Source organism: Ornithinibacillus contaminans (assembly GCF_001038425.2).
Lineage (GTDB): Bacteria > Bacillota > Bacilli > Bacillales > Amphibacillaceae > Ornithinibacillus > Ornithinibacillus contaminans.
Genome location: NZ_LDPV02000020.1, coordinates 93,813 through 114,735, shown reverse-complemented (window position 1 = coordinate 114,735; position 20,923 = coordinate 93,813). Strand labels below are relative to the sequence as shown.

The window sequence follows — 20,923 nt, the reverse complement described above, 5'->3', positions numbered from 1 at the left end:
TAAACAAGATGAAAAAGAAACGGACATTAAGAAGCCAATTTAATATTAGGCTATTTATCATCCTAATTAGTATCACACTGATTTCTGGCCTCGTACAAGTTTTCGTTATTAATAAACAAGTAAAAGAGAATGTTGAACGAGATGCTAGAATGATTAGTGAAAGTATTCAACAAGGAATCACAGAAACGGATTTAGCGTCTCGAGCAATCGAGCAACAAATTGATTTTAAACTAGAAAGTATATTGAAACGAATTAATGATCAGTTGCCGAGAGAATTAGACAATATCACTAACGAACAGTTAAGTGAGCTACAACAGGCAAATGAAATCGCTGGTATTGATATTTTTTCCTATGATGATGAAGGGATCATTAGTGTTATTAAGTCAACAGAGCCTGATGAGCTAGGCTTTACCTTTAAAGGGATTAATGATCAAGGTTATGCCGTACAGGAAGGGCTCTATACAGGTCAGGAAATGGATGTAGAAGGACTAGCAAGTTACTACTCAGATAATATTATTGTTCTGTATACAGCGCAAGCGGGCTCCCGAGAGGAACCACAATTCTTTAAATACGCGTATTATTATGAGCCAGGTGCAGAATACTTTATTAGTATTTTTATTGAAGCAAATGAAGTATACCAGTTCACACAACAAGTAGGGCCAAGTGCGTGGATAGAAAATGTGTTAAGTGAGCACGAATATGCAAAAGAAATCGCTGTTTTAGACCCGCGTGTTTTTGCTGATCCGAGCTTAGCAGAAGCGATATATCCACCATTACAAAAAGTTGTATATGGTAACTATAACTATGAAACAGATGAAGATGTTTTAATTGGTTTAGCTGATAATCCAAAAGAAGTTACAATGATAGACAAGCACGATGGAAAAGATATTTATAAAATGTTTATCCCTTACGATGAAGGGAAAGTTATATATGTTGCAATGGATTATGAAAAAATGGCAGCACCATTTACAAGCTATTCCTTGCTATTAATCGCATTTGGTTTTGTTGCATTACTTGTGTTGTTCTTAACGACTACGCAATTCTTCAACAAGATTTATACGAATATCGCTAAAATCATCACCCAGATTAAATCACTGGAAACTGGTGACTTTACGAAGCGTAGTGATGTAAAAGATGGTGGAGAATTAGAGCAATTGTCTCAAAGTACCAACCGAATGGCTGATACATTAAATGAAGTATTAGGACAGACGAAGGAGCAGGCTGTTCAAACTGAGCGACATGCTTATATGCTAGAATCGGAAGCAAATAATTCGGTAGAAAAAGTGTATACGATGTCTATGGAAGCAACAACAGAGTCACGTGAAAAGACAGATGAAATCTACTATATTATTGAGCAGATTGAGAAGCTATTGGTAGAAGGAAATATCCAAGAGAAGGATGTATTAGAACGACTTACACAGGTTCGTGAATTAGTGCAAAACCAATCTAATTCTACAACGGAGATGACGATTACATTGTCTGACCTGTTGAAATCACTACACGGCCAGTCTTCATCTTTATCCGAAATCTCGAAGAAGCTGTTGCGTAACCTGGATAAATTTGAATTAAAGGAAACTAGTCAGAACGAGGAGTGAGTGCAGTGGAAGATATGATCAAATTATCGAAAACGGTAGAAGGCTCGATCTGTACCATTGCAGTTAATGGCGTGTTAGATTATGCAACGATGGATCCATTTATTGAAGAGATTCGGGCGATTGAAGTTGGAACAACTAAGGTAATCATTGACTTTACTGAATTGGAATTCATCGACTCAACTGGAATTGGTGCGATTATCAATCTAGTTCATGAAGCAAACGCTAAGGAGTTCGCTGTTGAGTTGGTTGGTATAAATACGGAAATTGAAGAACTGTTTGAAACGATTGGAGTTTACCAAATTATGCAATCTTTGCAAAAGGGGGCTAACTAATGTTTCAACGAGAGTTATCCTATGAAAGTGTACAAGAGGACAAGGAATTAGCACGAACATTAGAACGAGAGGTTAAAATGGCTCGTAATATTCAAATGAAGCTGTTAAATGGAAAAAAGCCTGAGCTAGATAGTGGTGAGGTTTCAGGCGTTTCCATTCCTGCTCGTTTAATCGGCGGAGACTATTTTGATTTCTACGTATTACCTAATGGGAAATTGCGGATTGTCATAGGCGATGTAATGGGAAAAGGAATCCCTGCTGCGATGTTGATGATTCTTACGCGCGGGGCATTTCGAAGTGCATCTGAGAGTACACAAGGGCCAGCGAAGACGCTAACGGCTATGAATAAAGCCATATACCAAGATTTGCGTACCTTAGGTTCGTTTGTCACGGTATTATGTGCTGACTGGGATCCGAATAAGAGTATCTTAACGTATTCAACTGCTGGACATAATTTACCGTTAGTGGTACGTTCCGAGGAAATTGTCACAATTCCAGAAACAAAAGGAGTTATGCTTGGAGGTCTCCCTGAGACAATTTATCAAGAGCAACGTATCTCATTGCAAAATGATGATCTTGCTTTCTTTTACACAGATGGAATTACAGAAGCGGCAAATTCTAATGGAGAAATGTACCGAATTGAAAGATTGCAAGACACATTGATTGCCAATTTTTCGAAGGATGTTCATGAACTTGAGGAATCTGTAATTCAATCACTAAATGAGTATACGGAAAATACTCCTCAAAAAGATGACATTACGATGGTTATGTTGAAAATAATACATGATTCAGCGAAGCTTACGAGCTACAATTCCCCAGTAATAAATTCCTAGGGGGTGAAAATAATGCAATCGATAATTTCAAAAGGTAAAACGGTTGAAGAAGCTATATATTTAGGATTAGACCAACTGGATGCTAAGAAGAGCGAAGTTGATATTGAGATTATTCAACAGGAAAAGCAAGGCTTTATTGGAGTTGGGAAGAGACAAGCTATTGTAAAAATGACGCTGACTAACGCACAAGAGAGTACTCAACCGTCTTCTACTACGAGTAGAAGTACGATTGATGCAATTGAGACTTATTTAGATGACATGCCAGCATCTAACCCGAAGAATGAGACTAAAATAGAAGCGGTTGTTACAGAAAACGATGAGGAGATATCTGATAAGCTAGCAGGTATGGCATGGGTAACGGAAGGTAAATTAGTAGTAAAGGATTCACCTACCCAGCTCCCAACCGTAACAATTGGTGAAGGTATTCAATTAATTAAAAACAATCAGCCTGTTAAACAGAAATCTACTGTTATTTCTGAGAAGGATCATCTGGAAGTCTATTTCGAACCAACTAGTGAAGCCGTGACAAAGTGGAAGGTAACGTTAGATTCAAGCAAATTAAATGCGGTACTTTCGATTGAACCAGGCTATCGCATTACGAGAACATTAGAAGAAGTAGAGCCTAGCGACCATATTGAGCTTACACTCATCGAGAATATGGAAAATCTTAATACCTTACAATATAAAGATGTGTTAGCGAAACTAGAAGAATTACGCGTGGTATATGGGTTTAATCATAGTAGTATTGTGGAAGCGGCAAATGCAACAGAGCCGGGAGACTACACGATTGCCACTGGGAAAAATCCAGAGCCGGGAAAAAATGGTTGGATTGAATTGAAAGTGGAAATAAATCCGATGAATGGTCTTGTAGAGGATCAGTCAGGAAATGTGAATTTCCGTGATAGTAAGCATATCCCTACGGTGGAAAAGGGAAGCATCATCGGGATAATTCATCCCCCACTACCAGGAACACCAGGGGTTACAGTAACAAATGAACCATTACTAGCAAAGCAAACACATCCGCTTAAAGTTGTGGCGGGTAAAGGGATGGAAGTAGTTGATGATAAGTTAGTGGCAACAGAATCTGGTAGGCCATCGGTTGAACAGCGTGGCCAATTAGCAAAGGTTAAAATTGTTCCGAAGCTTATCCATCAAGATAATGTAAGTATTGCTACTGGAAATATTCGCTTCCATGGTGATGTGGAAATTCTCGGTGAAGTAGAAGAAAATATGCTGGTAGAAGCGGAAGGCGATATTATCGTTCACAAATCAGCTAGTATTGCGACGTTAACTACATTAAAATCGATTGTCGTAAAAGGTAATGTGGTTAATTCAGATCTTGCGGCTGGTAAGAATAACATGCTTATCGTGGAATTAGGCCATTTATTGGGAATCATGAATTCCCAATTGGAACAAATGATATCGGTTATTAAACAACTTATGAATAGTCCCGCGTTTAAATCAACGGATTTTTCAATTAGTGGGCTACAACCATTAATTATGATTCTGCTGGAAAAACGATTTAAAAACTTTTTACCATATGCAAAGAATTACCAAGAGGTAGTCGAAAAGGGCCAAGACTATTTAGAGGATAAAGAGTGGGTACAAGTAGGATTATCCATTAAACAAATTTTCTTATCGCTATCTAATCAAGTGACTACATTAGATCGGCTGAATAACTTACAAAAAACAATGAAGGAATTAGCGGATTTAAGTCAATTACCAGTAGAACCAAATGCGTATATTACCATATCGGATACGATCAACAGCAAACTATATTGTAGTGGTGATATTAGTATTATTGGCAAAGGCTGTATTAGTTCAAAAGTACATGCTGGTGGTAAATTGCAAGTCAAAGGCGTTGTTCGTGGTGGTGAGGTATACGGCCGTTTAGGTGTTACCATCAATGAAGTTGGGGCAATTAGTGGTGTGAAAACAATTGTTGCCGTTCCCAAGGATCAAACGATACAAATCAAAAAAGCGTTTGAAGGTACTATTTTGAAAATTGGTAATATCACCACCATTTTGAAGGATGATCGCAAACATATTTTAGCACGATTGGATGATAATGATGCCATCATCTTTCAATAAGATATATCGAGTAGAATAGGAGAATTTTCATGCTGAAATATACAGTAGAAGATGTATCGTCAGCTGTAAAAGTAACGTTACAAGGCGATTTGGATATAGAAGGTACCGAAATAATGAATGATGAGCTACTACCGAAATTATTAGAACATAAAGTAGTTCAAGTAAGCATGGAACAAGTTCCATTTGTTGATTCATCAGGAATGGGCCTACTAATAAATTTGGTGAATACGTTAAAGGAAAATGATACAACCATTACGATAACGGATGTTGCACCTGATGTATTAGAAGTGTTCGAGCTACTACAATTACCAGACATCTTAGGTCAAGAAGTCTTTAATCAATAAGATAAGAAGAAAAAAATCCTTGCAAGATGAGGATTTTTTTTGTACAATAACTAGTAAAAGGAAAATACTGGTGGATTCATGCAATAGATAGAGAAAAAACGGATGAGTAAACTAGGAAAATTATACTATAAATCCTTTTATCCAATTATGTTGTTTTAAAAATATATGACAAAAGTATTGCTTTTTCGTGTTAATTTCGTTACTATTACTTTTGTACTTCGGTGCACATCAAGTGAAAAAGGCAAACTATCTGAAAAGATAGGACGCAAAGCTGAGGGTCTAAGGTCATATATGACTATGATAGCCTAGTTGCCAAAATGGATGGTATCTATACATCTTTTCTTTGGCTATTCTAATTTAGGATAGCTTTTATTATTGGAAATTATTCATTTGGCACTAAATTTACAATTCTACCATTAGTACTAGGGAAAAAGATATATTTTAGATGGGAGAAGATGCTATGAGTGAGATTACAATAATTAAAGAAAAAGACTTAGTTCGTAATATCATAATAGAGAAATTAGAAGAGAAGCTTCCTGAGCATACGTGGAGAGCTTTTGATTCCGTAGAATTTAACAAACTTGATCAATCAACCGTGCAAAGCGAATTAATTATTATTGATTTAAATGCAAAAATAAACATTACAGATACAATTGAGAGGTTTTTACAGCGAAATATCCGTGTTGCTGTGTGGGCAACAGATTTAGATAATCATTTATTACGTGAACTATTCCGATTTGGTCTTCATGGGTATTTTTATAATGGAATGGAACTTAGTGAGTTGGTATTTGCAACTAAGTCGATGTTAAATGATCAGCAATATATACATCCCAAGCTTTCAACAATTTTATTAGATGACTATGTGAAGCTTACCCGGAAACAAGCTGTTCGACCAATGGGTGTATTAACTGATCAAGAATGGAAGGTCCTTGAAGAATTAGGTAAAGGTCGTAATAACGATAGTATTGCCAAGCAATTATTTATTTCTACTAGAACTGTCAATAATCATGTCAGCTCGATTCTTAAAAAATTACACGTATCTGATCGTACGAATGCAGTGATCGTTGCGGTAAAAAACAACTGGATCACATTATAATTAACGAAAATGATGGACGAAATGTTCATCATTTTTTCATTTATGTGCGCGAAAATAGTCGACAATTGTTGACTATTTCCGGGGAAATAAATAGTGGATAGATGTAATAGTATCTTGTGGATACGAAAGGATATTGAGGTAAGAATAAGGATGTTATTTAATGGAGCGATAAGCAAAACCAGATTACCGTAAAACAAAACTGATTATTGCAAAAAAACAAAAGGGGCGGGGATGGTTAATGGACGTTTCATTACTTTTCCCTCAAACTTTTCTGTGTGCTATAGTGAACTTAGATATAACGTGGAAGGAGATACAGCATTGAAAGTGGAACAATCACGTACAAAAGAAAGTCAGTTTTATAAATTTTTGCTTATTGCAGGAATTATTTTGGTTGCTTTTAATTTGCGACCAGCAATTACTTCAATAGGACCACTTGTTAGTACGATTCGAGATGATATTGGCTTATCAAACTGGAGTGCAGGCTTATTAACGAGTCTACCACTAATTGCTTTTGCCATAATGTCACCGATCGTTGCAAGAATTGGTAATCGGTATTCGAATGAGCGTGCCATTCTTTGGGGGCTGTGCCTTTTGCTAATTGGGTTTGCAGTACGCTCGATTTCAGCCATTATATTATTATTTGTAGGAACATTATTAATTGGGATTGGGATTGCAATCTGTAATGTATTATTGCCTGGTGTAGTAAAGGATAAGTTTCCATTAAAGGTTGGCTTGATGACAAGTGTCTATTCGACGGCAATGGGTGTTTTTGCTGGAATTGCTTCTGGGGTTAGTATTCCACTAGCTTCTGGCCTGGATTTAGGCTGGCAATTTGCCTTATTAATATGGGCGATTCCTGTTGTGATCGGGATTATTATTTGGTTCTATTTAGCCCGGAAAAACAATTCGCATGCTACACAGCATACGAATTTTATTGGCGAATCGGGAAATGGAGTTTGGCGATCACCACTTGCCTGGCAGGTGGCTGCTTATATGGGACTACAGTCATTTTTATTTTATGTAACAGTTGCCTGGTTACCTGAAATTTTACATGACACTGGTATGAGTTTAGAGACAGCAGGCTGGATGCTATCGTTTGTCCAGTTTATTGGGCTACCTGCTAGCTTTTTAGTACCAGTTATTGCGAGTAAGTTTGCATCGCAACGTTTGATCGTGATGATACTTGGTGTTTTATCTGTAATAGGATATGCTGGATTGCTACTAGGGACTACCTTTGCTACGATGGTGATAAGTATTATTTTGATTGGCTTATCACTTAGTGGAACATTTGCATTAGCGTTATCCTTTTTAGGAATGCGTGCAAGAGATGCAAAGCAAGCTGCAGAGTTATCGGGCATGGCACAGGCATTAGGTTATTTGCTAGCCGCCATTGGTCCGATGTTTATCGGGTTTTTATTTGATGTGACACATGCTTGGACGGTTCCTTTATATATATTAATTGGGATTGCAATTTTAGTAGCTGTTTTTGGATTTGGTGCTGGACGTGATAAGTATGTCTAATTGGGGTTTATTATAATAAGAAGTATGTGAGGTGCTAACATGAAAAAATTATTACTAACAGGATTCGAACCATTCTTAGCGTTTCCAATTAATCCAACGACAGAAATAATTAAAGCGTTACAAGGTAAAGTCATTGGCGACTATGAAGTCATTGGAGAAGTGTTATCGGTAGACTTTCACCAATCTGGTAAGCAACTGGTAGCCTTAATGGAACAGTATAACCCTGATGCGGTTGTTTCTTTAGGGCTTGCTGGGGGAAGGAATTGTATTACGCCAGAACGAGTAGCCATTAACTGTAATGATGGTCCGGTGGATAACAATGGGCATAAGCCAAATGGTGAAAAAATCTTTGAGGAAGGACCAGATGCATATTTTACGAAGCTACCAATCTATGACATGGTAGAGAAGCTTCAAAAAGAAGGATACCCTGCAAAAATATCTAATACAGCTGGGGCGTATTTATGTAATAATGTGATGTACCATGGCTTGCATTACTGGAAGGAAAAAAATATAGATCGTCCTGCTGGGTTTATCCATATTCCTGCATCACATGAATTAGCAGTGGAAAAGCCTATGCCTAGCTGGTCGCAGCGTGATTTAGAAGCAGCAATTTCAGTAGCAATTGGTTGTTTAGCGTAACCGTTATAGAGTGGGAATCGTTTAAATTAAACATGCTAGAATATTTGTAAGAGGGCATCGATAAATAATGAATAATCTCCATTGCTTAAAGCTAGTGTTTGTATTAAAATTAGCTGGTTGACGAAAACTAGAATGCGAGATGATTATAGATGCCGAAATATATCTGGCTATTAGTAATAGCTACTACGATAAATATTACCGGTGGTTCTTTTTTATGGCCACTGAACACGATTTACATGCATAATGAATTAGGGAAGACATTAGCATTTGCTGGGTTTATATTAATGTTTAATCAAGGTGCAAATATTGTTGGGAATCTAATCGGCGGTATTTTATTTGATAAATTTAGTGCATATAAAACGATACTGTTTGGAACTTTTTTATCGATGAGTGCTGCTATTTTCCTTTCCTTTAATCATGCTATTTTACCGTATTCACTCATGCTTATTGTCATTGGCTTTGGTTCAGGAATTACTGGACCAGTAATGTTTGCAATGGCAGGTTCTGTTTGGCCAGAGGGTGGAAGACGTGCCTTTAATGCGATTTATGTTGCCCAAAATTTAGGGGTTGCGTTAGGGGCTATGATTGGTGGATTAGTTGCAAGTGTCTCCTTTGATTATATTTTTATCTCCAATGCAGCACTGTTTGTTGTCTTTTTCCTAATTGTTTTAGTTGCCTTTCGGGGGATGGATGCTGAAAAAGATCGACGTATGCATACAACTGTCATTGAACAAAGTGGTAAAATTGAAGACAAACCAGCTTTTATCGCGTTGATTAGTTTAAGTATTGGATTTTTTGTTGTGTGGGTCGCTTATAGTCAGTGGCAATCAACAATTGCTTCCTATACACAAATAATTGGTGTGCCATTAGAGCAGTATAGTTCGCTTTGGGCTATCAATGGCTTTTTAATTGTCTTAGGGCAGCCACTGTTGAAACTGGTTACGAATAAGATTACGGCAATGAAGCATCAGATCTATGTCGGGTTAGGGATATTTATTGTTTCGTTTGTCATTGCAACATTTGCAAAGGATTTTACAATGTTTGCAACTGCGATGGTTATCTTAACAATAGCGGAAATGCTTGTATGGCCAGCTATTCCGACATTAGCTAATGAATTAGCACCACATGGTCGTGCTGGGTTCTATCAAGGATTTATCAATAGTGTTGCAGCTGCTGGTAGAATGATAGGTCCATTGGTTGGAGGTTTAGTGGTCGATTTATTTGATATTCAACTACTATTCTACTTATTATTAGCATTGTTAGTAATTCCGTTTTTTACTACGAAGCTATACGACAAAGGAATTCAAGTAGAACAAGCCACTGAAAAATAATAAAAAAGGAGTTTTTCGATGTCTGAGATTAAGTTAATTGCATTAGATATGGATGGTACATTATTAACGAAGGAACTAGAAGTTACAGATCGTACAAAAGAAGCGATTCATGGTGCACTTGAAAAAGGAGTACAGGTTGTTCTTAGTACAGGCAGATCACTTGCTACCTGTTATCCATATGCAGAGGAACTGAACTTGACATCTTATCTGGTCACTTGTAATGGTGGCGAAATTTGGACAATGAAAAAAGAGTTACTGGAGCAGCATTTGCTCGATACAGAAATTGTTGAGAAAATCTGGCACCTAGGTGATTCGCTTGGCGTGCATATGTGGATGATTTCAACTGAGGGCTTCCTGCAAGGAGAGCGACCAGAAAGTTTTTATGATTATAAGTGGTTGAAATTTGGCTGTGATTCGGAGGATACCGATAAGCTGGATGAATTAGTAAAGGAGCTTTCCTACTTTGCTGATTTAGAAATTACCAATTCTCTTCCTACAAATATTGAAATTAATCCAAAGGGTGTTAGTAAAGCATCGGCATTACATCGTGTTTGTGATGAGTTAGGAATTACGATGGATAATGTTATGGCTGTTGGGGATAGTCTTAATGATATCAAGATGATTCAAGAAGCTGGTGTTGGAGTGGCAATGGGAAATGCACAAGAAGCAATCAAGAAAGTGGCAAACCATGTGACCGATTCTCATGAAAATCACGGGGTTGTCAAAGCGATTGAACATTTTGTGTTATAGACAGTTTGTACCTAAATCGAAGGTCCCTTTCTTTGTGTACCAAAAAAGAGTATAATAAAAGTACAACGCTGAAAGGGGATGCTGTCATGTCTTTTTCAAGAGGACCTAAAGAGCCAGTCCCGGAAGTTGAAACAACAATATGGGTATGTTCAAGTGAGGACTGTAATGGCTGGATGCGAGAGTCATTTAGTTTCGAAAAAGAGCCGGAATGCCCATTATGCACTGCCTCAATGACACAAGAGGTACGCGTTTTGCCAGAAGTAAAATAAAACTGAATGATAAACAGAAGCGTAACAGCTTCAACCCATCCTAGTTTTTTTTGAGAACTAGGATTATTTTTTTGCATAAAATACATAAGAGTATGTATGGAAAAGAGCACTCTACTTGAGAATGCCCCTACATATAAATAATATAAAAGTGCTAAAATCTAATTTGTTATTGTACGATCATTGCGTGGCTACCTAGTGCGCGGTAGCTATTAAAAAACGCATCCATATTGTAGGTTACTTGTCCTTTTAACGGATTCATAACATGGACTTTATTGCCTTGATAGCCATTTAAGACAACCGCATGAAGATTGACTGGTGCTGCAAAATATTCACCGGTATCACTGAAATACCAGGATGAATTCACTTTTGGACTGCTTAAATCGAGTGTGATCCAGATGACAACTGGAATACCTTGATCAAGCTTCGCTAATAGTGTTTCCTTGGAGCTTCCACTTAGATTTGTTGCCGTTAAATTTGCCCCTGCATTTGCAGCATATCCTTGTGCAGCTTGGACTATTGGTGGTGCGTAGCTAAACCAACCCCCAGAGGATGATCTAGGATTGCCAGCATATGCTTCATAAGGATTTGGTCCATATCGTTTATTTTCCTTATAGGTAAAAGGTTCCTTCGGTAAATAAACATCCGCCATCGTTGTTTTCGATACTTGCTGGCCATAATAGTTTAAGACAGCAGTGAGCGAGGTGATTTCACATCCATTTGGTAGCTCTGGCTGTTGCATGATGGTAGGTACGTTTATGTATACATTACTTGTTTGTTCCTCAGCTGCTAATGTTGTTAGTTCTTGTTTTGCGGCTTCTTCTGCTTTTCGTTCTGCTTCAGCTTTTGCCAAAGCCTCTGCCTCAGCCTTTTTTCGAGCTTCTTCTTGCGCCTTTGCTTCAGCTAATTTACGTTCTTCCTCTTCTTTCGCCTTTCGCTCTGCTTCTAAGCGTAATTCTCGCTCCTGTTTATCACGTTCAGCAAGCACAGCATCAATCATTAGTGGTTCGTCATCTAAATCATGATAGCTGACTTCAATTTTAGTGGCTTCATTTTTTTTTCGCTTTTTCATTGGCAATTTGTTCTTCTTCTCTAGACTCGGTTACAGTTATCTGCGCACATCCAGATACGACCATTGTGATTCCAACTAATCCAATCATTAATTGCTTCATGGGCAGTTACCTACCTTGGTTACATGGGAGTGGAGCAGGTTTGTTTGACTTTGATGAATTTTAGATGAGGGAAGAACAACTAATATATAGTAATCTTGCATCGTCAAAATCCTTTCTTTTATGTCGCGTGTTTTTTTATGAATACCCGGCTATGACTATATAAAAACTAGTACATTATTATTTATTCGAAATTAGTAGTAATTTCTTGTCCGTAGACGCGACATTTTTCTATTAAAACTGACAAAAAGTGCTTAGATTAATTGTAACGTAGTTTTACGATTATTGGAAATAGTTTACTAGTTTAAGAGTCAGAGATGCTTAAGAAAAATGGGATAGTATGTATAAACGTAAAATTTGACATAATTTAGCACTTGTTTTTTGCAAGTAGTTAATGTAAAATTAATTAACTGAAAATTAAGAGTTTACCAACCGATGGAGGTGGACTGGGTGATATCTGTTAGGATGCTAAAGCCGTATTACATTAAGGCTGATGATGATTATGTACGTATCATTTTGGCGTATCAGTATTTTTCAGTGCTAATAAATGATAGCGTTTACCAATTTATTCCGATAGAAGGCAAGGAAATCCGCATCAACCGCAGAACACGAAAAGTAGAGAACATCGGAACCCGTTTTGCTTTTCAAAAAGGCAAGGATATTGTTTATATGACCATGACGGAATTAATTTCACTTCCTGATTTCATGACACAGTTACACAACATTGCCAAAGCTTATTATGACGGTATGGAAGAGGTTAGTTTTCAAACGGAAAATACACATCAAATCATGGAAGAACTTGAGAAATTAAATATAAAGCGATTGATTGATCAAGCATTAGATGAACATGATGAGGAAACATTTCGTGAACTAGTGAAATTATTATGAATCAAAAGGAGCATGCTTTACGACCTAAAAAAGGTCCTAGGCATGCTCCTTTTGATTCATTTTTCGTTCAGAATGTTTTAGTGAGAATAATTCAGGGTAATTCACTGCTAACAACTTTTTTGTGCGAAAAGTAGATTGAGGGGGAGAATCAATGGTAACGGTAAAATTATTAAAGCCCTATTGTATTAAAACAGAACTAGACCATATTCATGTTCTGTTGGAACAGGAGTATTTTACTATCTCAATCGAGAATGAAATATATCAATTTGTACCGGTGAAGGCAAAGGAATTTGTAATTAATCGACGTACAAAGAAAATCGAAAATCTGGATGCGACATTTGCTTTTAAAAAGGATAATAAATTATTTTATTTAACAATGAATGAGCTAATCAACTTACCGGATTTTTTGATTAAATTGTATTTTATTACGAAGCCGCATTTAGATATGAAAAGAACTGAGAATATTAATGACAATATAGATGTGATTATCGATGAGTTGGAGCATCTGAATGTTAAGCGTTTAATTGATAGGGCGTTGGATGAGCGTAATGAAGAAGCGTTTTATGATTTGCTGGCGATGTTGTAAAAAAATGAGGATGAGATAAAAGCATTTACGGTTAGATGAAGTTCGAACGTGGGTGCACGATACCCGCTCCGGGAATCAGTGCTTTGTTCGCCTTTCATCTAACTCATTTTACTTATGTCTCAGCCTCATTATCATTTTATTGAGTTAATAAGAACTACTTGACTGCTTCTAGTATATTGGTCACTTTTTCGACTACTAAGCCGCTTGCCCCAATATCTTGGACACCTTCCATCATCATGGCGATGAGGATATCCTGGTCATCAGTAGGGTAGCCTACGAACCAGCCATTTTCCACTCCATCTTTTTCATCTAATGTAAGTTTTAACTCAGCTGTTCCTGTTTTTCCAGAAATAGGGAAGGGGGCGTTTTTGGCATAGCCTGCCGTTCCTTCTAATACAACATTTCGTAATGCCTCTTGGATGATGCTTACTTCCTCAGTTGTTGCAAGGTTTTCCTTCCAGTACGGGCCGGTTTCGTCGGATTTTAGGATGGTCGGTTTTATCATTGCACCATCATTTAAAAACGTCGTAAACATACTTGCCATATGGAGGACACTTGTTTCAATTTCACCTTGTCCATAGGCTGTATTGGCAGTTAATACTTCATCCTCTAATGCACCAGTTGTAGAAATGCTCGATGTTGTGATGGACAAATCAATTGGTAATTCTTCTCCAAAACCGAATTGTTCTAATCCAGTCGCTAAAGCATCTCCACCCATTTCCACACCTTTCATGGCAAAATAAATATTGTCAGAAAGGGTTAATGCGGTTAATAGATTAACTGGACTTGCTTCGGTAACACGGGTAACAGCATAATTTCCCCATCCCTCTCCATTACTCCATGTTTTCCCGTCAATTTCAATTTTTTCTTCTGGTTTAATTGTGCCATTTTGAAGTCCGATGACAGTAGTTATCGGCTTAATGACGGAGCCAGGAGCATAGGTTGCAGCAAAACGGTTAAACATTGGTTGATTAGGATCGTTTTGTAATTCATCCCATTCTGTTTGTGAAATTCCATAAACCATTTTCATTGGATCAAATGATGGGCTACTTACTAATGCTAAAGTTTCCCCAGTCTTAGGGTGAATAGCAGCAGCTGTTCCAGGGGCACCATCAAGAGAATGATATATTTCTTCTTGCACTGTACTATCAATTGTTGTTTGAATATTTTCCCCGTTCTGCACTTCTTTTTCGGCTAAGACAATTTCTGTTTCGTCTTCTTTTAAAACGTAAATTTTGGCACCTTTTTCACCTTTTAAGCGGTCTTCATATAAACGCTCAAGACCTGCTTTTCCAATTATGTCATTGGCTGAATAACGGCTAGGGTCTAATTCCTCTAGTTGTTCTGCCGTTACGTTTCCGACATAACCAACTAAATGTGCGGCAGATTCTCCTAATGGATATACTCGACCTAATCCAGTTTGACCCATAACACCACCAATTTCCCATAATTGATTTAGAAGTTCTTCATTAGATTCAGGTACTTGTCTGTTCAATGGCACAAAATAGTCAGGCTGCACCCAGCTTGCATTTAGGTAATTATTAATCGTATCAACGGACAAATTTAACAGTGAGGCGATTTTCTCAATACTTGCATCCGGATTGTCACCAAGCTTACCAGGAACAATCCCGATATCAAGCACTTCTCCATTAAGTGCTAACGGTAATTGATTTCGGTCTAGTATTTCACCACGAGTTGGTTCAGTTGTGGTAATACGAATTTCGCCGCCATCTTTAATTTCCGGAAAAATAAAGCCTGGATCCCAAGTAAGGAACCAATCCTTTTCTTCTTCCTCTCCTTGTTGGACAAGAGTTGCTTCGTAATCAAATGAAATTGGTCCAGCAAGTGACTCCATCGTAATCGAAAATGGTAATGTTGCTGTTCCTTCTTTTAAAGCCTTCTCTAATTGTTCCTCAGATAATTTAGTATAGGTAATGTCAATGTTACTAATTTGTAGATCCTCATATATTTTGTTATAGCGGTCAATATATTGATCGGTTGCGTATGTTTCTTTAGATTCAGGTGTAAGAATCTCATACATTTGAGTGAAATCCTGTTCACTCCATAAATCGATATATGTATCGAAACGTTCATGTGGTGTTATTTCATCCTCTGAACAACCTGCAATCAAGATGAGCAAAATGCTTGTTACTAGTAGTAAAAGGCGCTTCATTTTCATCCCCCTGATAAGAATTTTCTATATGTATCATTATAACATCAATTATATTTTATAAAAATTAAAAAAAGTCACGCTGAGTGGATCAGGTGACCTTCTAGTTGGTTAACGATTCTTAGTGCGAAGCAGTGCTATGGTGCTTTGCACTAGTGCTTACTTTGCTTCCATGTGATTTTTCATTTCAGTCGATAGCCGTGTGAATTCAGAGTCAGGGACAATATAGTACCAAATACCACCGATAGTTTGTCCGCTACCTGAAATTTCAAGTGTCTTTACATTGGCTCTAGTTCCTAAATAGTTCGAGAAAAGATTTTGGATATTTTTCATATTTAAATCTGTATTAACGTTATTACCTAGTATCCCTAAAATATCGCCAACCTTGGTGATACTGGAGAAACTAGCTGCTTCATTTATGGCAGCAGTTATGACTTGGCGCTGCCGTTCGTTACGTCCCATGTCGCCTCTAGGATCATTTTTTCGCATGCGAATATAGGATAATGCTTCATTACCTTGTAAGTGAAGCTCGCCAACTCCAAAGGTAATGCCATCTTGTGTAAATTCCCTGTCATTTGTAATGGTGACCCCGCCGATTGCATCTACCCCTTGTTTGAATCCTTCCATGTTCACTTTACCATAGAAATGAACGGGTATATCGAATGCCTCTTCCACAGTTTGGACCGATAATTCTACACCGCCAAAGGCATATGCGTGATTAATTTTATCCATACCATGGCCAGGAATATTTACATACGTATCACGAGGGATGCTAAGCATCGTCATCGAGTTTGTTTTCGGATTTAGTGACATCAGTATCATCGTATCAGATCGTCCACGGTCTCCCGTTCGTTCATCTACGCCTAATAATAATACATTTAATGATTTTTTCTTATTGAAAATATTATCTAATTCCTGTTTACGTTCTGGGTCATCATCTCGAGCTAATGGTTCATGCATGTCATCCACGGTATCATGGATCTTATCCCAAACATACCATGCATATCCTCCTCCAATGAGAAGAATAGCGATGAGAATTCCACCAACCCAATATGGCCATTTTCGCTTTTTCTTTTTCTTGAAATCTGCTCTGGTTTCTGCCAATTTAATTTCTCCTCAATTAGAAATTGAAAAAATTGTTAACTATTGGAAATTATTATATCGAATCTATACCATTTAGTCTAATACTTCCTCAGATTAATATGCATTATCTGTTGATATTGGCATGGCAGTAATTATATAACGCTCTGGTGCGTCACCGATATAGTTAAATGGATAGCAGGTAGTGACGGTTAATACTTCATTTGGAGCAGTCGGAACAATCACGGTGCGGTCATCTGCATCTACAACCTTTGTATGTACAATTTCATAGGAAAACGAACCATAGGGAAGCTTAACAGTAAGAATATCTCCAAGCTCTAATTCTCCCATTCGGCGAAAAACAGTATCACGATGTCCGGATAGGACAATTTGATCATGCTGTGTTGGAAAGGCAGTTCCTTTGTAATGTCCAACTCCTTTGGCAAGCTCGTCAGCATCTGTCCCTTCGATGATGGGAAGCTCTTCACCGAGTTTTGGGATATATAGGATTCCGATGGTTTCTCCGGTAGCGGGATTGAAATCCATGGATACTAATGGATTTTGCGGAGAGGTATCGAAATTAACTTTCGTTGTTGGATTTTCGTTATCCAATAATGCGCGAGCTTCAACTAAACTTTTGTTTTGTTCTAGGTGTGTTTTTAGGAGTTGATAACCACCAATTCCTAAAAAAATGAATCCAATGATTAATAATAGAATGATTAATTTTTTCATTGGTCATTCTCCTTAATGGTTGATTTATTACATAGTAATATAGATAAATCTATTGGTAAAGAAAATGTTTAATTACTATAATGGGTGATTTTTTTACAAATTATCATTTCCGTTTTTTCCTTTACTTCCTTATTTGGTTGGTTCATAAAAAGAACATAATTGTTCTTAATAATGAAATTTTAAGTAAAATAAAGAAAAACAGGGAAAACCAAAGCAATAGCGTTCATAATAAAGAATTTTGGCTGTTTTTGACGTTTTGAAAGCCGTATACAATAATCTATACTTCAATATGTGTTCGTTAAAAAGAACTAATCAATGCGTTTTATATGAAACTATTTTACTATTCCTGATGACGCTTGATGTTCTTAAAGAAGAACACATAAATTAGTTTTTGACCTACATAGGTTCAAAATATAAAAAAACTAGGGAGGAAAAGAGAATGAGTATTAAAAAGAGATTAGGCATGGGTATCGCGGCAGCGGTAGTAGGCATTTCATTAATAGTAGGAGGGACATTCGCATATTTTAGTGATACAGCAGAGCAATCGAATACATTTACGTCTGGAACAATTGATTTAGCTGTGGATCCAGTAGTTCAAGTTCCAATGAATAATTTAAAACCTGGTGATTGGATGCCAAGATCATTTGAACTGCAAAATAATGGTTCTCTTGATATTAAGTATGTTGATCTAACAACAGACTATACGGTTACTGATGGTGACGGAAATGCAGTTAGTAATGAATTGGCTGATGAATATGCTGAGCAGTTATATGTTCAATTCCTAAAAAATACAACTGGTGATGAGCCGTATGAAGTATTATTTGAGGTTTCTTTAAAAGATTTACGTGATTTAACACCAGAAGATTTGGCTACTAAAGTGAATATTGAGGAAATTATGGTTGAAGAAGGATATGAATATTGGCAATGGATTATTTGGCCAATCTTTGGTAAGTGGGTTACTGTAGATCCGGTATTTGAAGATGTACCAGAAGAGGTTACTGGAATTCTGGCTGGTGATTCGCATGACTTTGATGTTCAATTCCGTTTTAACGATACAGGAGAAGCACAAAATAATCTTCAAGATTTAAATCTTGAATTAAATTGGACATTTGAAGGATTCCAAACTGACGGAGAAGAAAAGTAATTGAATTATCGGAAAGGTGAGGGCAGCTCACCTTTCCACCTCTTTATTTATTATCAGGATTATTAAGTTATTGGATTGAATAATCCTGATAATAAATAAAGAGCTAGGTATGAGGGGGATGGGAATGAGACAGTCTCGTATAGCTAAATATAGGAAAAAATATAAGGGATACATTATGTTCACTCAATTTACAGTAGCAATTTATGCTTTATTAGTTTCTATATCACTATTAACATCAACTACAGTTGCTTATTATAGCCAGGATAGTCAAGTAAGTACAACCATTGCTACCGCTAGTGATTGGTATGATAAAAGTGAGCTTGCGTTTGTAAGAAAAAATACTGAGGTAATACATAGTTGTCCACAGGTCGATTTATCTGTCACCATAAAAAATAATAAAGAAACTATGACATCATCAACAAAATATGAAATTTACTATTCGGAACAGGAAGGGAATCCTGAAAAATTTGGGCAAAAAATAGCAGAGGGTAAAATAGCACCATTACAATCAGGGGAATCTACTGATTTAGTTTTTAAAGCTGAGAAGGAAGGCTGGTACCAATTTAAAGCATATCAACGTATCGGGTTCAACAATAATTATGAAGATGTAAGCCAGATTTGGAGTCATAAAATAAAAGTACAATGTTCTGGTAACCAGAATGCTGAGAAAGAATTAGATGAAGATCAAGTTGAAGATTCAGATAGCGATAAGCAAAATGATGTGAGCGTTGAGGGGAATAAAACCATTGATGAACAAACAGTTGAAGATTCAACGGTTGAGGATAATATGGCAGAGGAAGCTAAACAAGAGGAACCTACTAATGAAGTACAGGAAAACCCGGAAGTGAAGACGGAAGAAGATAATTTGGAAGCAACTGATGAAGGGACTAACAGTAATAACCAAGTAATTAATAATCAAAGTGAGCAAGCTTCCACAGATGAAACTAAGGAAGGTGTTAATCCATGAAGAGGAGCAAGTATAAAAAGTGGATAGGGAATGGCATTACCTACATCATGTTGGTAGCAATCATTTTTATGGCAGTAGTGGTGGTTACTTCAAAAGTATCTGGCGGAGAACCAGAAATGTTTGGATTTCAGTTTAAGACAGTTCTGTCAGGATCGATGGAACCAGAGTTTGATACGGGATCTGTAATTGTCGTTAAGCCAGTTGGGGATTCGGAGAGATTCAATAAGGGTGATGTTATTACATTTCTGGAGGAAGATGGGAAGCTAATTACGCATCGAGTGGTTGATGTTGTTTCTAATGGAGAGCGGGTTATGTATCAAACGAAAGGTGATAACAATCAATCACCTGATCGTAATTTAGTGCTCGCTGAAAATATTGTTGCACAATATTCTGGGTTTAGCATTCCATTTCTAGGATATATCGTTAACATTGCCAAATCGCAAAATGGAGCGTTTCTTTTATTGATACCAGGAATTATATTGCTCGGGTATGCTGGATATGTAATTTTTCAAGCGATTAGAGAAATAGATAGAAGTGAAAAGGAAAAGTTGAATACAATACAAGATAAAAGTGCTACTTCATAATTGAAGTTAGGAACCTTGCCTAATAAGGGGGCGTCGAATTGAAACGGTTTATGGTTGTTTGCTCTATAATTATAATTGGTTTCCTCGTGTTGGAACAGCCAATTGTTATATTTTCGGAGGAATCAGATGTTAATTCTGATAATAAAGCAGAAATTGACATCAGCCTTTCCCCAAGCGACGTATTATTTCAAGTTGATGAGTTGAAGCCTGGAGATTGGATAGAAAGAAGTATAACAATTAAAAATGATGGTAAAAAGGATTTCAATTATTACATGAGCTTAAGAAATGATGGTGATGAAAAGCTGTTCAATGAGTTCTTGTTAGAAATTCACAATGCCGATGGGAAATTGTATAATGGAAAACTTTCGGAATTTGATACACTTGAAATGAAAGAATTAGCGGCAGGTAAGGAAGAAGTGTTAAATATAATTGTTCGATTTCCAGAATATTTAGGGAATGATTTTCAAGGATTGAATTCGCAATTTTCCTTTATATACACTGCCGAGGGAACACGAGATACAGATGTTCAAGATGAAGATAGTATAGATGGTTCTGTTGGAAGTGGTGAAGATGATCCAACTAATACAGGATCTTTATTACCAAGCACCGCAACGAATATGTTCAATTTTTTACTTATAGGAAGTATTATTCTTGGTATAACGGTTTTACTTGCAACGATTAATGCGATAAAGAAACTTAAACAGAAAAAGCATTTTACCTAAACTAGTCTAAAGGGGTTTAGATTCTGCCTGAAAATTACAAAACTAGTTTTGATTTGACAAAACAAGACACCCAAAAAGACTTA

The 20,923-nt window shown here is 37.0% G+C and carries 22 protein-coding genes and 1 riboswitch; of the genes, 17 read left to right on the top strand and 5 right to left on the bottom strand.

Features of this window, described 5'->3' with window-relative positions:
- Positions 1-8 precede the first annotated feature (8 nt).
- From JF53_RS04630 to JF53_RS04580, 11 genes are all read left to right on the top strand, one after another.
- A complete protein-coding gene (locus tag JF53_RS04630) occupies positions 9-1,595 on the top strand; it encodes a methyl-accepting chemotaxis protein (protein WP_047980863.1) in 1,587 nt (528 codons plus the stop codon).
- 14 nt (positions 1,596-1,609) lie between these two features.
- Positions 1,610-1,927 (top strand): STAS domain-containing protein, encoded by a 318-nt coding sequence (locus JF53_RS04625; RefSeq protein ID WP_236686909.1) that lies wholly within the window; start codon positions 1,610-1,612, stop codon positions 1,925-1,927.
- Complete coding sequence (locus JF53_RS04620; protein WP_047980861.1) at positions 1,927-2,760, top strand: PP2C family protein-serine/threonine phosphatase; 834 nt, start codon at positions 1,927-1,929, stop codon at positions 2,758-2,760. Before JF53_RS04625 ends, JF53_RS04620 begins: the two co-directional genes overlap by 1 nt.
- Before the next feature lie 12 nt (positions 2,761-2,772).
- A complete protein-coding gene (locus JF53_RS04615; protein WP_047980860.1) occupies positions 2,773-4,851 on the top strand; it encodes a FapA family protein in 2,079 nt (692 codons plus the stop codon).
- Positions 4,852-4,880: 29 nt separating this feature from the next.
- A complete protein-coding gene (locus JF53_RS04610; RefSeq protein WP_047980859.1) occupies positions 4,881-5,195 on the top strand; it encodes an STAS domain-containing protein in 315 nt (104 codons plus the stop codon).
- 230 nt (positions 5,196-5,425) lie between these two features.
- Positions 5,426-5,512, top strand: a riboswitch (cyclic di-GMP riboswitch).
- 143 nt (positions 5,513-5,655) lie between these two features.
- Complete coding sequence (locus tag JF53_RS04605) at positions 5,656-6,291, top strand: helix-turn-helix transcriptional regulator (protein ID WP_053071881.1); 636 nt, start codon at positions 5,656-5,658, stop codon at positions 6,289-6,291.
- A gap of 318 nt (positions 6,292-6,609) precedes the next feature.
- Complete coding sequence (locus JF53_RS04600) at positions 6,610-7,812, top strand: CynX/NimT family MFS transporter (RefSeq protein WP_236686905.1); 1,203 nt, start codon at positions 6,610-6,612, stop codon at positions 7,810-7,812.
- 39 nt (positions 7,813-7,851) lie between these two features.
- Positions 7,852-8,451 carry a pyroglutamyl-peptidase I gene (locus JF53_RS04595; protein WP_047980858.1) on the top strand — a complete coding sequence of 200 codons (600 nt, stop codon included), beginning with the start codon at positions 7,852-7,854 and terminating at the stop codon, positions 8,449-8,451.
- Between the two features lie 149 nt (positions 8,452-8,600).
- The gene (locus JF53_RS04590) at positions 8,601-9,782 is read left to right on the top strand and encodes an MDR family MFS transporter (protein WP_047980857.1); all 1,182 of its coding nucleotides are present in this window, start codon (positions 8,601-8,603) and stop codon (positions 9,780-9,782) included.
- Between the two features lie 18 nt (positions 9,783-9,800).
- Positions 9,801-10,532 carry a Cof-type HAD-IIB family hydrolase gene (locus tag JF53_RS04585; RefSeq protein ID WP_047980856.1) on the top strand — a complete coding sequence of 244 codons (732 nt, stop codon included), beginning with the start codon at positions 9,801-9,803 and terminating at the stop codon, positions 10,530-10,532.
- 86 nt (positions 10,533-10,618) lie between these two features.
- Positions 10,619-10,801, top strand: coding sequence for a cold-shock protein (locus JF53_RS04580; RefSeq protein ID WP_047980855.1), 183 nt, complete (start codon positions 10,619-10,621; stop codon positions 10,799-10,801).
- 166 nt (positions 10,802-10,967) lie between these two features.
- On the opposite strand, the gene JF53_RS04575 is transcribed toward JF53_RS04580, so the two are convergent.
- Complete coding sequence (locus tag JF53_RS04575; protein ID WP_053071880.1) at positions 10,968-11,870, bottom strand: C39 family peptidase; 903 nt, start codon at positions 11,868-11,870, stop codon at positions 10,968-10,970.
- Positions 11,848-11,970 (bottom strand): hypothetical protein, encoded by a 123-nt coding sequence (locus tag JF53_RS17945; RefSeq protein WP_269083296.1) that lies wholly within the window; start codon positions 11,968-11,970, stop codon positions 11,848-11,850. Before JF53_RS17945 ends, JF53_RS04575 begins: the two co-directional genes overlap by 23 nt.
- Before the next feature lie 447 nt (positions 11,971-12,417).
- On the opposite strand from JF53_RS17945, the gene JF53_RS04570 reads away from it, so the two are divergent.
- Both JF53_RS04570 and JF53_RS04565 read left to right on the top strand, forming a co-directional pair.
- Positions 12,418-12,855 carry an IDEAL domain-containing protein gene (locus JF53_RS04570; protein ID WP_047980854.1) on the top strand — a complete coding sequence of 146 codons (438 nt, stop codon included), beginning with the start codon at positions 12,418-12,420 and terminating at the stop codon, positions 12,853-12,855.
- Between the two features lie 151 nt (positions 12,856-13,006).
- Entirely contained in the window at positions 13,007-13,441 is a 435-nt protein-coding gene (locus JF53_RS04565) for an IDEAL domain-containing protein (RefSeq protein WP_047980853.1), read from the top strand.
- A gap of 154 nt (positions 13,442-13,595) precedes the next feature.
- Here the strand turns inward: JF53_RS04565 and JF53_RS04560 are convergent, their stop codons facing one another.
- From JF53_RS04560 to JF53_RS04550, 3 genes are all read right to left on the bottom strand, one after another.
- Positions 13,596-15,614, bottom strand: coding sequence for a penicillin-binding transpeptidase domain-containing protein (locus tag JF53_RS04560; RefSeq protein WP_047980852.1), 2,019 nt, complete (start codon positions 15,612-15,614; stop codon positions 13,596-13,598).
- A gap of 156 nt (positions 15,615-15,770) precedes the next feature.
- The gene (locus tag JF53_RS04555) at positions 15,771-16,715 is read right to left on the bottom strand and encodes an LCP family glycopolymer transferase (RefSeq protein ID WP_047980851.1); all 945 of its coding nucleotides are present in this window, start codon (positions 16,713-16,715) and stop codon (positions 15,771-15,773) included.
- Between the two features lie 93 nt (positions 16,716-16,808).
- Positions 16,809-17,423 carry a class D sortase gene (locus JF53_RS04550; RefSeq protein ID WP_047980850.1) on the bottom strand — a complete coding sequence of 205 codons (615 nt, stop codon included), beginning with the start codon at positions 17,421-17,423 and terminating at the stop codon, positions 16,809-16,811.
- Positions 17,424-17,862: 439 nt separating this feature from the next.
- On the opposite strand from JF53_RS04550, the gene JF53_RS04545 reads away from it, so the two are divergent.
- The 4 genes from JF53_RS04545 to JF53_RS04530 all read left to right on the top strand — a co-directional run bounded on the left by JF53_RS04545 (position 17,863) and on the right by JF53_RS04530 (position 20,840).
- A complete protein-coding gene (locus JF53_RS04545) occupies positions 17,863-18,567 on the top strand; it encodes a TasA family protein (protein ID WP_047980849.1) in 705 nt (234 codons plus the stop codon).
- Between the two features lie 124 nt (positions 18,568-18,691).
- Positions 18,692-19,534, top strand: a complete 843-nt coding sequence (gene tapA, locus JF53_RS04540; protein ID WP_047980848.1) for an amyloid fiber anchoring/assembly protein TapA — start codon at positions 18,692-18,694, stop codon at positions 19,532-19,534.
- Positions 19,531-20,118 (top strand): signal peptidase I SipW, encoded by a 588-nt coding sequence (gene sipW / locus JF53_RS04535; RefSeq protein ID WP_047980847.1) that lies wholly within the window; start codon positions 19,531-19,533, stop codon positions 20,116-20,118. The genes tapA and sipW overlap by 4 nt, the downstream gene beginning before the upstream one ends.
- Before the next feature lie 38 nt (positions 20,119-20,156).
- Entirely contained in the window at positions 20,157-20,840 is a 684-nt protein-coding gene (locus JF53_RS04530; RefSeq protein WP_047980846.1) for a TasA family protein, read from the top strand.
- Positions 20,841-20,923: the final 83 nt, after the last annotated feature.

Excerpts from the sequence above, each read along its gene's own strand:
- JF53_RS04630 (WP_047980863.1), top strand. The coding sequence starts at position 9 with ATGAAAAAGAAACGGACATTAAGAAGCCAATTTAATATTAGGCTATTT.
- JF53_RS04625 (WP_236686909.1), top strand. The coding sequence starts at position 1,610 with ATGATCAAATTATCGAAAACGGTAGAAGGCTCGATCTGTACCATTGCA.
- JF53_RS04620 (WP_047980861.1), top strand. The coding sequence starts at position 1,927 with ATGTTTCAACGAGAGTTATCCTATGAAAGTGTACAAGAGGACAAGGAA.
- JF53_RS04615 (WP_047980860.1), top strand. The coding sequence starts at position 2,773 with ATGCAATCGATAATTTCAAAAGGTAAAACGGTTGAAGAAGCTATATAT.
- JF53_RS04610 (WP_047980859.1), top strand. The coding sequence starts at position 4,881 with ATGCTGAAATATACAGTAGAAGATGTATCGTCAGCTGTAAAAGTAACG.
- JF53_RS04605 (WP_053071881.1), top strand. The coding sequence starts at position 5,656 with ATGAGTGAGATTACAATAATTAAAGAAAAAGACTTAGTTCGTAATATC.
- JF53_RS04595 (WP_047980858.1), top strand. The coding sequence starts at position 7,852 with ATGAAAAAATTATTACTAACAGGATTCGAACCATTCTTAGCGTTTCCA.
- JF53_RS04590 (WP_047980857.1), top strand. The coding sequence starts at position 8,601 with ATGCCGAAATATATCTGGCTATTAGTAATAGCTACTACGATAAATATT.
- JF53_RS04585 (WP_047980856.1), top strand. The coding sequence starts at position 9,801 with ATGTCTGAGATTAAGTTAATTGCATTAGATATGGATGGTACATTATTA.
- JF53_RS04580 (WP_047980855.1), top strand. The coding sequence starts at position 10,619 with ATGTCTTTTTCAAGAGGACCTAAAGAGCCAGTCCCGGAAGTTGAAACA.
- JF53_RS04575 (WP_053071880.1), bottom strand. The coding sequence starts at position 11,870 with ATGAAAAAGCGAAAAAAAAATGAAGCCACTAAAATTGAAGTCAGCTAT.
- JF53_RS17945 (WP_269083296.1), bottom strand. The coding sequence starts at position 11,970 with ATGAAGCAATTAATGATTGGATTAGTTGGAATCACAATGGTCGTATCT.
- JF53_RS04565 (WP_047980853.1), top strand. The coding sequence starts at position 13,007 with ATGGTAACGGTAAAATTATTAAAGCCCTATTGTATTAAAACAGAACTA.
- JF53_RS04560 (WP_047980852.1), bottom strand. The coding sequence starts at position 15,614 with ATGAAGCGCCTTTTACTACTAGTAACAAGCATTTTGCTCATCTTGATT.
- JF53_RS04550 (WP_047980850.1), bottom strand. The coding sequence starts at position 17,423 with ATGAAAAAATTAATCATTCTATTATTAATCATTGGATTCATTTTTTTA.
- JF53_RS04545 (WP_047980849.1), top strand. The coding sequence starts at position 17,863 with ATGAGTATTAAAAAGAGATTAGGCATGGGTATCGCGGCAGCGGTAGTA.
- tapA (WP_047980848.1), top strand. The coding sequence starts at position 18,692 with ATGAGACAGTCTCGTATAGCTAAATATAGGAAAAAATATAAGGGATAC.
- sipW (WP_047980847.1), top strand. The coding sequence starts at position 19,531 with ATGAAGAGGAGCAAGTATAAAAAGTGGATAGGGAATGGCATTACCTAC.